This window comes from Exiguobacterium sp. SH0S2 (assembly GCF_004337185.1).
GTDB lineage: Bacteria > Bacillota > Bacilli > Exiguobacteriales > Exiguobacteriaceae > Exiguobacterium > Exiguobacterium aurantiacum_A.
The window spans coordinates 1-13113 of the sequence record NZ_SJVB01000009.1 but is presented as its reverse complement, the minus strand read 5'-3'; the positions used below and the strand labels follow the sequence as shown (position 1 = coordinate 13113).

The 13113-nt window shown below is 52.6% G+C and carries 13 protein-coding genes and 1 rRNA gene; all 14 read left to right on the top strand.

Features of this window, described 5'->3' with window-relative positions; translation table 11 throughout:
- The first annotated feature begins 31 nt into the window (after positions 1–31).
- Complete coding sequence (hpt, locus tag EVJ21_RS14815; RefSeq protein ID WP_016509617.1) at positions 32–577, top strand: hypoxanthine phosphoribosyltransferase; 546 nt, start codon at positions 32–34, stop codon at positions 575–577.
- Between the two features lie 106 nt (positions 578–683).
- Positions 684–2711 (top strand): ATP-dependent zinc metalloprotease FtsH, encoded by a 2028-nt coding sequence (ftsH, locus tag EVJ21_RS14810; protein WP_131458693.1) that lies wholly within the window; start codon positions 684–686, stop codon positions 2709–2711.
- Between the two features lie 94 nt (positions 2712–2805).
- Complete coding sequence (locus tag EVJ21_RS14805) at positions 2806–3570, top strand: type III pantothenate kinase (protein WP_070329371.1); 765 nt, start codon at positions 2806–2808, stop codon at positions 3568–3570.
- A gap of 21 nt (positions 3571–3591) precedes the next feature.
- The gene (hslO, locus tag EVJ21_RS14800; RefSeq protein ID WP_131490783.1) at positions 3592–4518 is read left to right on the top strand and encodes an Hsp33 family molecular chaperone HslO; all 927 of its coding nucleotides are present in this window, start codon (positions 3592–3594) and stop codon (positions 4516–4518) included.
- 86 nt (positions 4519–4604) lie between these two features.
- Complete coding sequence (cysK, locus tag EVJ21_RS14795; protein ID WP_071398644.1) at positions 4605–5558, top strand: cysteine synthase A; 954 nt, start codon at positions 4605–4607, stop codon at positions 5556–5558.
- 94 nt (positions 5559–5652) lie between these two features.
- The gene (locus EVJ21_RS14790) at positions 5653–7032 is read left to right on the top strand and encodes an anthranilate synthase component I family protein (RefSeq protein ID WP_304986237.1); all 1380 of its coding nucleotides are present in this window, start codon (positions 5653–5655) and stop codon (positions 7030–7032) included.
- Positions 7029–7613, top strand: coding sequence for an aminodeoxychorismate/anthranilate synthase component II (pabA, locus tag EVJ21_RS14785; protein WP_131490782.1), 585 nt, complete (start codon positions 7029–7031; stop codon positions 7611–7613). The genes EVJ21_RS14790 and pabA overlap by 4 nt, the downstream gene beginning before the upstream one ends.
- Positions 7597–8430, top strand: a complete 834-nt coding sequence (locus EVJ21_RS14780; RefSeq protein WP_131466526.1) for an aminotransferase class IV — start codon at positions 7597–7599, stop codon at positions 8428–8430. Before pabA ends, EVJ21_RS14780 begins: the two co-directional genes overlap by 17 nt.
- Complete coding sequence (folP, locus tag EVJ21_RS14775) at positions 8427–9212, top strand: dihydropteroate synthase (protein WP_131466528.1); 786 nt, start codon at positions 8427–8429, stop codon at positions 9210–9212. The genes EVJ21_RS14780 and folP overlap by 4 nt, the downstream gene beginning before the upstream one ends.
- Entirely contained in the window at positions 9205–9570 is a 366-nt protein-coding gene (folB, locus tag EVJ21_RS14770; RefSeq protein WP_201739247.1) for a dihydroneopterin aldolase, read from the top strand. Before folP ends, folB begins: the two co-directional genes overlap by 8 nt.
- A complete protein-coding gene (gene folK / locus EVJ21_RS14765) occupies positions 9567–10070 on the top strand; it encodes a 2-amino-4-hydroxy-6-hydroxymethyldihydropteridine diphosphokinase (RefSeq protein ID WP_070329364.1) in 504 nt (167 codons plus the stop codon). The genes folB and folK overlap by 4 nt, the downstream gene beginning before the upstream one ends.
- A 22-nt stretch (positions 10071–10092) precedes the next feature.
- A complete protein-coding gene (dusB, locus tag EVJ21_RS14760; protein ID WP_016509635.1) occupies positions 10093–11088 on the top strand; it encodes a tRNA dihydrouridine synthase DusB in 996 nt (331 codons plus the stop codon).
- Between the two features lie 148 nt (positions 11089–11236).
- Complete coding sequence (lysS, locus tag EVJ21_RS14755) at positions 11237–12727, top strand: lysine--tRNA ligase (protein WP_070329362.1); 1491 nt, start codon at positions 11237–11239, stop codon at positions 12725–12727.
- 322 nt (positions 12728–13049) lie between these two features.
- A 16S ribosomal RNA gene (locus tag EVJ21_RS14750) occupies positions 13050–13113 on the top strand; the annotation flags it as partial.

The window sequence follows — 13113 nt, the reverse complement described above, 5'->3', positions numbered from 1 at the left end:
TGTGTCGGATTAGAAAGAGGAGGATTTCAAGATGTCATTAATGAACGATATGGAAAAGGTGCTTATTTCAAGTGAAGAGATTCAAGTAAAGGTGAAAGAACTCGCGACAACGCTCAGCGAAGAATATAAAGAAGAGTTTCCACTTCTCGTTTGCGTATTGAAAGGCGCGATGCCGTTCATGTCAGACCTTGTCAAAGAAATGGACATCCATTTAGAGATGGACTTCATGGACGTATCGACGTATCACGGTGGAACGTCATCGACAGGTGAAGTGAAAATCGAGAAAGATTTAAACACGTCTGTAGAAGGACGAGACATCTTGATTGTAGAAGATATCATTGATAGCGGGCTCACGCTCGGCTATCTCGTCGATCTCCTCAAATATCGGAAAGCCAAGTCGGTGAAGATCGTTACGTTGCTCGATAAACCGACGGGTCGCAAGAACGGTCTATCGGCAGACTATAGCGGTTTCGTGATTCCGCACGAGTTTGTCGTCGGCTACGGTCTCGATTACGAAGAGAAATATCGTAACCTTCCTTACGTCGGTGTGCTCAAGCCGAGTGTTTACGGGGGCTAACGTTTTTCTTTTGAAAATGTGACGTGTTAAGATAAAAGAAATATCCCAAAGTATACACATATACTGAATGGGCGAGAACATCGTTTCTCGGAATAGGAGGCAGAGAATGAATCGTGCAGTGAAAAACACCTTAGTGTTCGGTGTGATTTTCCTGGCCTTGATCTTGTTCCTTCAATATTTACAGAACCCGAGTAGCCAGAGCGAAACGCTCTCTTATTCGAAGTTCTTGGAATATGTGGAAGATGATCGGATCGAAACGGCAACCGTACAGGAAATCCCGGGAGCCATCTCAATTACAGGTGACCTTACAGGAGACGAAGACCAGCGTTACGAAACGAATATCCCGGCTAACGAGGCCGAATACGCCGAAGTGCTCTCGCAACTTCGTGCGAATACCGACATTCAAATCGAAGAGTCAGAGTCGAGTGGTAGCTGGTTTAGCATCGTATTCGCGATCTTACCGTTTATCATCATCTTCATCTTGTTCTTCTTCTTGCTCAACCAAGCCCAAGGCGGCGGTGGCGGCGGTCGTGTGATGAACTTCGGGAAATCGAAGGCGAAACTCTACGACCAAGAAAAACGTCGTGTAACGTTTGATGACGTTGCCGGGGCGGATGAGGAGAAACAAGAACTCATCGAAGTCGTCGAATTCTTGAAAGACCCTCGCAAGTTCTCGAGACTTGGAGCGCGCATTCCGAAAGGCGTCTTGCTCGTCGGTCCTCCGGGAACAGGTAAGACGTTACTCGCTCGTGCAGCTGCGGGAGAAGCCGGTGTACCGTTCTTCTCGATCTCAGGTTCTGACTTCGTCGAAATGTTCGTCGGTGTCGGGGCGTCGCGTGTCCGCGACTTGTTCGAGAACGCGAAAAAGAACGCACCGTGTATCATCTTCATCGATGAGATCGATGCGGTCGGACGCCAGCGTGGTGCCGGTCTTGGTGGCGGCCACGACGAGCGTGAGCAAACGCTCAACCAACTTCTCGTCGAGATGGATGGATTTAGTGACAACGAAGGAATCATCATGATTGCCGCGACGAACCGTCCGGACATTCTTGACCCGGCCCTTCTTCGTCCAGGTCGATTCGACCGTCAAATCACGGTTGACCGCCCGGATGTTAAAGGCCGTGAAGCAGTACTCAAAGTTCACGCCCGTAACAAACCGCTCGATTCGACAGTTGACTTGAAGTCGATCGCTCAGCGGACGCCTGGATTCTCAGGTGCTGACCTTGAAAACTTGTTGAACGAAGCAGCGCTCGTCGCAGCCCGGTCTGACCGTTCAGCGGTCTCGGTCGTGGATGTCGAGGAAGCGATTGACCGTGTCATCGCTGGTCCTTCTAAGAAGAGCCGCGTCATCTCGGAGAAAGAACGCCAAATCGTCGCCTATCATGAGGCGGGTCACACGATTATCGGGATTGAACTCGAGAACGCAGACGAAGTGCACAAAGTGACAATCGTTCCACGTGGAAACGCTGGCGGATACGTCGTCATGCTTCCGAAAGAAGATCGTTACTTCATGACGAAACCTGAACTCGAAGATAAAATCGTTGGTCTCCTCGGGGGCCGCGTGGCGGAAGACGTCATCTTCGGTGAAGTATCGACAGGAGCAAGCAATGACTTCCAACGCGCGACTGGTATCGCTCGGAAGATGGTCATGGATTACGGGATGAGCGACAAGCTCGGACCGCTCCAACTTGGATCGAACCATGGAGGACAAGTCTTCTTAGGTCGCGATTTCCAAACGGAACAAAACTACTCGGATGCGATTGCACAAGATATCGACCTCGAGATCCGGGACATCATCAACCGTTGTTACGCGAAAGCGAAACAGATTTTGACGGACCGTAAAGACGATCTCGAGCTCGTCGCGAAGACGTTGCTCGAAGTCGAGACGCTCGATTCGAAACAGATTCGTCACTTGATCAAGACGCGCGAATATCTTCCGCACGAACCAGAAGAGCCGTCTGAACCATCGAAAGATGATGCAAGCGATGAGGCGAAGAAAGATGAGGCGGCCGTCAAGCACGGACAAGTCATCGATCAGCCTGGAGTCGTTCAAGAAGCGAAGCCGGACGTTGTCCCTGAAGGCGATAAGCCGGAAGCGACACCGACGGAACGCCCGAACAACGAATCACGGTAAGTGTAAGAGACGAATGCCCTAAATAAGGCATTCGTCTTTTTTCGTGTTATAATTCGAGCGAACTGTAATTGACAACAAAGTGAGGAACCATATCATGATTTTAGTGATCGATGTTGGGAATACAAATATTGTCCTCGGGATGTACGATGGTGAGACGCTCGTCCATCATTGGCGCATCTCGACGGACCGCACGAAAACGACCGATGAGTACGGTATGCTCGTCAAGTCGCTGTTTGACCACTCGAACGTCTCGTTTGACCAAATCGACGGCGTCATTTTGTCTTCGGTTGTTCCACCAGTCATCTTCCCGCTCGAACAGATGTCACAGCGCTACTTCAACGTCCGGCCGATCGTCGTCGGTCCTGGCGTGAAAACAGGTCTCGACATCCACGTCGACAATCCGCGTGAAGTCGGGGCGGACCGCATCGTCAACGCGGTCGCAGGTATTGCCAAGTACGACGGTCCATTGATCATTGTCGACTTCGGTACGGCGACGACGTATTGCTACATCGATGACAAACGCCGTTATCACGGCGGGATCATCTCCCCGGGGATTATGATCTCGGTCGAGGCGCTCTATCAACGGGCCGCGAAATTACCGCGCATCGAGCTCGCGACCCCGCCGACCGTCGTCGGGAAAAATACGATCCAAGCGATGCAATCGGGCACGTATTACGGGTATGTCGCCCAAGTCGACGGTATCGTCAGTCGCGTCAAGCGTGAAGTCGGGGAAGCGACCGTCATCGCGACAGGTGGGCTGGCCCGTTTGATCAGTGAACATGCCGAAACGATTGACGTCGTCGACTCGTTCTTGACGCTCGATGGACTTCGTCTCATCTATGAGCGCAACCAGAAATAAACTTTAAAGGAGTTACTCAATATGATTCAACCAGAACAACAAGCGTTACTTGACCAAATGAAAGACGACTATCTCGTCCGTGCCCTCGGGTTCGGTGGAGAAGTCCGGGCGTTCGCCGTACGGACGACGAAAACGATTTTCGAAACGCAACTTCGCCATCAGACGACACCGGTCGCCTCAGCCGCGCTCGGTCGGACGATGACGATCGGGACGATGATCGGTTCAATGCAAAAAGGAGCCGCGCGCGTCACCCTTAAAGTCGAAGGCGATGGACCAATCGGGAAAATCATCGTCGATGCGGACACGGCAGGAGACGTTCGCGGATACGTGTCACACCCGCGTGTCGAGGGCGGAACATTCGTCAACGACCACGGATTGACGAAGTTGAAAGTTGGCGAAGTCGTCGGCCGCGGCACGGTCTCGGTCATCAAAGACCTCGGGCTAAAAGACTTCGTTGGCGGTTCGTCCGAAATTCAAACAGGTGAGATCAGTGAAGACTTCACGTACTACTTCGCGACGTCGGAACAAGTGCCTTCAGTCGTCGGAGCAGGCGTGCTCGTGCTTCCGGAAGATGAATCGATTTTAGCTGCCGGCGGGATTATCGTCCAGTTGATGCCGGACGCTTCAGAGCAAACGATTCAAGCGTTAGAAAACGCATTGAAGACGTTCCCGCCAGTGTCGGTCCTCATCGGAGAAGAGAAGACGCCGGAAGAGATGCTGCATATGCTCCTCGGAGATAGCTTAGAAGTACTCGACCACCAAGCGATACAGTTTAACTGTACGTGCAGCCGCGATCGGATGGAAAGTGCGATCATCGGGCTCGGTACCGAAGAGATCCGTCAAATGATCGAAGAAGATGGCGGCGCGGAAGCGGTTTGTCACTTCTGCGGTGAAAAATATCACTTCTCGGCTGAACAGCTCGAAGTGATGAAACAGCTAGCACGCTGAGGCTGTCGTTCCAAATTGCATATTTTCAATCCGATAGGGTATTATTACAATATCGGAATAGTCGGAATTATGAAGGAGGAAATGAAATGCGTATCGTAGATTCAGTGACAGACTTAATTGGCAAGACTCCAATCGTGAAGTTAAACGGGCTGACTGGCCCGGATGACGCGACGGTTTACATGAAGTTGGAATATATGAACCCTGGTTCGAGTGTAAAAGACCGGATCGCCTTAGCGATGATCGAGGCCGCTGAGGAAGAAGGCGTCTTAAAGCCGGGTGACACAATCATCGAGCCGACGAGTGGGAACACGGGCATCGGACTCGCGATGGTCAGTTCTGCTAAAGGCTATAAGGCAATTCTCGTCATGCCGGAAACGATGAGTATGGAACGACGCAATCTGCTTCGCGGATATGGTGCCGAGCTGATTTTGACGCCTGGTCCTGAGGGGATGGGCGGAGCGATCCGTCGGGCGACAGAAGAAGCTGAGAAAAACGGCTACTTCCTCCCGCAACAATTCAATAATGCGGCCAACCCGAACGTCCATGAAATGACGACCGGCCCTGAGATCGTTGATGCGTTCGACGCGTCAGGTCTTCAAGTCGATGCTTTTATCGCTGGTGTCGGTACAGGCGGAACGATCACAGGAGCGGGTAAAGTATTGAAAGCCCACTATCCAGACGTGCAAATTTTAGCGGTCGAACCAGTCGACTCTCCAGTCTTATCTGGAGGGAAGCCAGGACCTCATAAAATTCAAGGCATCGGGGCCGGCTTTATCCCGTCGATTTTAGACACTGAGATTTACGAAGGTGTCCTTCAAATCACGACAGAGCAGGCGTTCGAGTACGCGCGTCTCGCGGCTCGGACGAACGGTGTGCTCGGTGGCATCTCGTCAGGTGCAGCCATCGCGGCCGCGGTCGATACGGCGAAGCGCCTTGGAAAAGGCAAAAACGTGCTCGCGATCATCCCGTCAAACGGAGAACGCTACCTTAGCACGCCGCTCTATCAGTTCGACGAAGAATCAGATAGCGTTCGCGCATAAACAAACGGCAGTTACCAGAAGACATCTTCTTTCGGTAACTGCCTTTTCTTGTGTACAATTAGAGGCATGAATGAGTGGAACGGGGGGATTTGGCGTGAAAACGACAGCGTTCAAAACGATGCGAACGACAAAAGAGAGAATGTATGAGACGTATATGACGTTGACGGAAGCGGGCGAGCGCTATGCGTGGCTCGAGAGCGGGAGGGCTGGACGTTACACGATGGCCGGGATCGAGCCGTTCGGTGCGCTTCACGTGAAAGATGGGACTGGAACGCTCGTCATTTCAGATAAGACCGAGACGTTTTATGGCCAACCGCTCGACATCGTCGAGCAAGTGCGGGCCCGTTACGTTGCCGCAAGACCAGAAGGAGCACCGCCATTCTTCGGCGGGATGATCGGTTATGTCAGTTACGATGTCGCCCGGACACTCGAACGCTTGCCGCGTCAAGCGGAAGATGATTTAGGGACGCCCGACGTCTCGTTCTTGTTGTTTGACGAAGTGGCGGTATTCGACGAAGCGACGTCGCTCCTCTATTTGCTAGTCACCGCCGATGAAGAAGTAGAAGCGAAGCTCGAGCGCTGGGCTGCCTTATGGCAGACAGAGACGCATTACGCGTTCAGACCGGTCGCGCAAGCACCGCTCGAGCGAGCGCGTTCTCTATCGCAAGGTGAATTCGTCGAAGCTGTGCAGAAAATTCAAGACTACATCGTCGAAGGCGACGTGTTCCAAGTGAACCTGAGCGTCCGCCAATCGGAAGCGCTGCTCGCGGACCCGCGCCACGTCTATGACACGTTGCGCCAAATGAATCCTTCACCGTACATGGGGTACTTCGTCGACGATTTTTTGACGATGGTGTCGGCTTCGCCAGAACTGTTGATTGAGAAACACGGGACGTCGATCTCGACACGCCCGATCGCCGGGACACGGCCGCGCGGACGGGACGAGGCAGAAGATATGGAACTAGCGCGGACGTTGCTCGACAACGAGAAAGAGCGGGCCGAGCACGTCATGCTCGTTGATTTGGAGCGGAACGACCTCGGGAAAGTGGCCGCTTATGGGACGGTGCACGTCGACGAATTGATGGTCATCGAGAAGTACTCACACGTACAGCACATCGTTTCGAACGTGCGCGGCACGATGCGAGACGGTGTGTCCGGGTCAGAGGCGCTCGGGGCGATGTTCCCGGGCGGAACGATTACCGGTGCCCCGAAAATTCGGACGATGGAAATCATTGAGGAACTCGAACCGGTTCGACGTGGGATTTACACGGGGTCGTTCGGCTGGATCAGTTGGGACGACGACCTCGTCTTTAACATCACGATTCGGACGATGGTCGTCAAAGACGGCATGGCCCATGTCCAGGCCGGGGCGGGGATCGTCATCGACTCCGACCCGGTCGCTGAATATGAAGAATCGTTGTCGAAAGCGAAGGCGCTATGGGCCGCGAAAGAAATGACGGAGGCGACGGTATGATTTTACTCATCGATAACTACGACTCATTCACGTACAACTTGGTTCAATACTTTGGTGAGCTCGGAGAGGACTTGATCGTGCGTCGTAATGACGACGTTACGATCGAAGAGATTAAACAGATGGGTCCGAGTTATCTCGTCATCTCGCCAGGTCCGCGGACGCCGAGCGAAGCGGGAATCAGCGTCGACGCGATTCGGACGTTTGCTGGGAAGATCCCGATTTTCGGGGTGTGTCTCGGTCACCAAGCGATCGGTCAGGCGTTCGGCGGGAAAGTCGTCCATGCGGACCGCCTCATGCACGGGAAGACGTCACCGATCGAACATGACGGCAAGACGTTATTTAAAGACATCCCACAGCAGACGATCGTGACGCGGTATCATTCGCTTGCCGTCGAGCGCGCTTCATTGCCGTCCTGTTTAGAAGTGACGGCTGAGACGAGCACGGGAGAGATCATGGCGCTACGCCATAAAGAATTGCCGATCGAGGGCGTCCAATTTCATCCTGAAGCCATCTTGACGGAACATGGGAAAGACATGATTAAAAATTTTATCGAGGCGTATCGTCATGTGGCTTTGGCATAACGGCGAACTGCGCGGCAGTTCAGAAGTGACGGTGCCGGTTCAGGACCACGGTTTTTTGTACGGGATGGGATTGTTCGAGACGTTCCGGACGTTTGACGGGGTCCCGTTCTTGTTCGACCTCCATTGGTGCAGGCTTGAGAAAAGCATGGACGCTCTTTGGATCGATCTACCTTATACGAAGCAGGAAATCAGACAGGCGATTCAAGACGTCGTGCGTCAAAACGAGGCGCCGAACGTATATATCCGACTGAACGTCTCCGCCGGTGTCGCTCCGCTCGGTCTGCACGACGGGCGTTACTCACGGCCGAACGTGACGTTGCTCGTCAAACCGTTACCGGACACGTTCGAACCGACCGAGAAACGGCTTGAGGCAATCCCGTTTCCGAGAAGTCGACCGGAAGCGGCGTTCCGTTTGAAGTCGCATCACTATATGAACAACATCCTTGGAAAACGGGCCTTGGTCGACCGGGAAGCGGAAGGTTTGTTCGCGGACGAGGCGGGACGTGTCGTCGAGGGACTCGTCTCAAACATCTTTTGGGTGGAACAGGATGGGCGGCTATGGACGACGCCGCTTGAGACCGGGGCGCTTGCCGGCGTGACCCGGCACTGGCTGATGGAGACGTTTGACGTGCTCGAGCGTGATGTGACGTTTAAAGAACTCGAGCAAGCGTCCGAAATTTGGCTCACGAACTCGGTGCAACAAATCGCACCGGTCACCGCTTATGCCGGCCGGACGTATCCAGGCAAGCAGGGTGCTCGATTTACAGCGTGTTGGTCCGAGTTACGACGAGCAATTGAAAGTGAGGGAACAGCATGACAAAAATTATGGGCATTTTAAACGTGACGCCAGATTCGTTTTCAGACGGTGGGCGTTATAACGCAGTCGAGCAAGCGCTCGAACACGCTAAACGGCTCGTTCAGGACGGGGCCGATGCGATCGACGTCGGAGGCGAGTCGACAAGGCCGGGCGCACAGTTCGTCACGGCGGATCAAGAGATCGCCCGCGTCGTCCCGGTCATTCGCCGCCTGAAAGAGGAGCTTGACGTCCTGATCTCGATCGATACGTACAAACCTATCGTTGCGCGAGCGGCACTTGAAGCAGGCGCTGACATCATCAATGACGTGTGGGGGTCGAAGTGGGACGATCAATCGATGGCGGAAGTGGCCAAAGAGTTTAACGTCCCGATCATTTTGATGCATAATCGAGACAATCGAAACTATGGACACTTCATCGAAGAAGTCGTCGGCGACATACAAGAATCAATCGCGATCGCCCGTGCCGCCGGTGTTCGTGATGACCAGATTTGGTTAGACCCCGGCATCGGCTTCGCCAAAGACTACAACCAAAACTTAGAGCTCATGAATCGGCTCGACGTCATCACGAATCTCGGGTTCCCCGTTCTGCTCGGGACGTCACGTAAGTCGTTCATCGGCCAGACACTTGATTTACCGACCGAGGAGCGGGTCGAAGGGACGGTCGCGACGACATGTCTCGGGATTGTGAAGGGGTGCGCCTGGGTACGGGTGCATGATGTGTTAGAGAACAAACGGGCGTCACGGATGATGGATGCGATGTTAGGAGGCGGACAAGTTGGATAAGATGTTTGTGAACGGGATGCGTTTTTACGGTTACCACGGTGTATTTGAAGAAGAGAACCGGCTCGGTCAGCGATTTAATATTGATTTGATGTGTGAGTTAGACCTGACCCCTGCCGGCCAGTCCGATAATTTGGAGGACGGCGTCAGCTATGCCGGACTCTATCAACTGACAGAAGACATCGTCACAGGCGAAGCGGTCAACTTACTCGAAGCACTCGGTGAACGGATCACGACGGCCGTGCTCGCCCACAGTGACAAGATTCAAAGTGTGACGGTCAAGGTCATCAAACCGGACCCGCCGATTCCGGGTCATTATGATTCAGTCGCGATTGAGATGACGCGGAGGCGTAACGGATGATGTATGTGGCGCTTGGTTCGAATATCGGTGAACGGGAGCGTTATTTGTTCGGTGCCCTTCAAGAGATGGAGGCGGCCGGTCTTCATGTGACGAAGCAATCGAATGTATACGAGACGGCACCGGTCGGCTATACAGATCAACCATCGTTTTATAACATGGTCGTCGAAGTCGAGACATCGCTAGGGGCGGACGATGCGCTCGTTCGTCTCCAACAGGTTGAGCGCGGTCTTGGGAGAGAGCGTCTGTTTAAGAACGGGCCGCGTACGATCGACCTTGACATCTTGCTCTATAACGGCGAATATATACAATCGAAGCACTTAACTGTTCCGCATCCGCGAATGCATGAACGTGCTTTTGTCCTCGCCCCGCTCGCGGAGATTGCTCCGACGCTCGAGGTGAATGGGAAGACGGTACGACAATTATGCGACGCCTTGCCGGAATCGGAGCGGCGCGACGTCGTACGTCTACAGTCGTTAACGTCATTAGTCGGTTCTGTTTAACGCTATTGAAGGAAGTGAAGCAATGTCAGGGTTCAAAATTGGTAACGTTGATATAAAAAATCGGGCGGTCCTCGCCCCGATGGCCGGAGTGACGAACCCGGCATTTCGTTTGATTGCGAAGGAATTCGGTGCCGGACTCGTTTGTGCGGAGATGGTCAGCGACAAAGGGATTTTATTTGAAAACGCGAGAACGCTGCGCATGTTATACGTCGATGAGCGCGAAAAGCCGCTCAGCCTGCAAATTTTTGGCGGTTCGAAAGACACGCTCGTGAAAGCGGCGCAATACGTGGATCAAAACACGAACGCCGATATCATCGACATCAACATGGGGTGTCCGGTCCCGAAAGTCACGAAATGTGAAGCGGGTGCCAAGTGGCTCCTCGATCCGGATAAGGTTTATGAGATGGTGAACGCTGTATCGAAGGCGGTGGACAAACCTGTGACCGTCAAGATGCGCACCGGCTGGGACAGTCAGCACATCTACCTCCTAGATAACGTCAGAGCGGCCGAATCCGGTGGCGCGGCGGCGATCGCGATTCACGGACGGACGCGGTCCCAATTGTATGAAGGAACAGCCAACTGGGAGCTTATTGGTGAGGCGAAGAAAATTGCGGGCATCCCGATTATCGGGAACGGTGATATTACGACGCCGCAACAAGCGAAGCATGCCCTCGACCATTACGGTGTCGATGCGGTCATGATCGGGCGGGCTGCCCTCGGAAATCCATGGATGCTCTATCAGACGGTGCAGTACCTCGAGACGGGTGAACTTCCGGCCGAGCCGGAGGCACGCGAGAAAATTGACATTTGCATGCTGCATCTCGATCGTTTGATCGACTTGAAAGGCGAGGTGGCGGCGGTTCGTGAAATGCGTCAACACGTGGCCTGGTACTTGAAAGGTCTCAAAGGGAACGGGCCGGTCCGTAAGCAAGTCTTCGAGTTGGAATCACGGGATGCCGTCGGGAGTGTGCTCTACGATTTCGTCGGACAGATCGAGAACGCGCCACAAGAAGTGTGAACTAGTGTAAAAAAGTGATTTATGGTAAGCTTGTTTGGCGAAAAAGTGATACGCAAAGAGCGAACAGCTTAGGCTGTGCTGTTGGCCGTGAGGTCGACAGCTTTTTGTTAGGACCAAACCCAATATGTATAGAGGAGTGAATGGAGTAGTGAGTCACGAGTTGGAAATGAACGACCAAATGCAGGTTCGATTTGAAAAGATGACTGAGATGCGTGCGCAAGGACTCGACCCGTTCGGACATCGGTTCGAACGCTCAGCCCATGCCGGTGAATTACATGAGCAATATGAAGCGATTGAGAAAGAGGCGCTCGCTGAGCAAGACGTAGAAGTCACGCTCGCGGGACGGATTATGACGAAACGTGGAAAAGGGAAGGTTTTCTTCGCCCACATCCAAGATGTCACGGGACAGGTTCAAATTTATGTCCGTAAAAATGACGTAGGGGATGAGGCGTTTGATTTGTTCAAATCGTCTGACCTCGGTGATATTGTCGGCGTGAAAGGTAAGCTGTTCAAAACGAATGTTGGCGAGTTATCGATTCACGTCGAGACGTTTGAACTTTTGACGAAAGCGCTCCGTCCGCTTCCAGACAAATATCATGGCTTAAAAGATGTCGAACAACGTTATCGTCAACGTTATCTCGATTTGATCACGAACAATGATTCGCGCCAAACATTCATTTTGCGTAGCCGAATCATTTCAGAGATCCGTAACTTCTTGAACCATCGCGGTTACTTAGAAGTTGAGACACCGATGCTCCATACGATTGCAGGTGGAGCAGCTGCCCGTCCGTTCTTGACGCACCATAACGCCCTCGATATGGAACTTTATATGCGCATCGCGATCGAGCTTCACTTGAAGCGCCTCATCGTCGGTGGCCTTGAACGTGTTTATGAGATTGGCCGTGTCTTCCGTAACGAAGGGATCTCGACACGACACAACCCAGAGTTCACAATGATCGAGCTCTATGAAGCTTACGCTGATTACAACGACATCATGGATTTGACAGAAGAACTCGTTGCGCACGTTGCTAAAGAAGTACTCGGTACGACAGACGTGAAGTATGGAGAAGATACGATCCATCTTGGTGTCGGTTGGAAGCGGGCCCATATGGTCGACTTGGTTAAAGAAGAGATGGGTGTCGACTTCTGGCAGCAGATGTCTGATGAACAGGCGCGTGAACTTGCGAAAGAGCACGGAGTAGAAGTCCAAGACCATATGACGTTCGGTCATATCGTCAACGAGTTCTTCGAACAAAAAATCGAAGAGACGTTGCTTCAACCTACGTTCGTCACGGGACATCCGGTCGAAGTGTCGCCGCTTGCGAAGAAGAACGATCAAGACCCGCGCTTCACAGATCGTTTCGAGCTGTTCATCGTTCGTCGTGAACACGCGAACGCGTTCACAGAGTTGAACGATCCAATCGATCAACGTGAGCGCTTCGAAGCCCAACTACTTGAAAAAGAAGCTGGGAACGATGAGGCCCATGAACTTGATAACGACTTCCTAGAAGCGCTCGAGTACGGGATGCCGCCAACAGGTGGTCTCGGAATCGGGATTGACCGTCTTGTCATGTTGCTCACAGACGCACCATCGATTCGCGACGTATTGCTCTTCCCGACAATGCGTCACCAACAGTAACAAGTTACGACCTCTCACCATTGCGGTGAGAGGTTTTTGGTTTCTACAGCCAAGCTATAACATGGCAGGAAACTTTTTCAGAAAAACTTTTACCGAAACTATTGCATTCTATTTGAGGATGGGTTAAAGTAATAAACGTTGCCGCTGATGGCAGCGGAAAAGAATTAAAAAAGTGGTTGACAACTGTGTCGATGACTTGTAATATTGTAAGAGTCGTTAAGAGCGACAGACGAACTTTGAAAACTGAACGATGAGGCAAAAAAAAGTTTTACAAGTTTTGATTGAAGCGCAAGCTTCGTCATTTTCAAGAGCTATATCAAATTCTTTGGAGAGTTTGATCCTGGCTCAGGACGAACGCTGGCGGCGTGCCTAATACATGCAAGTCG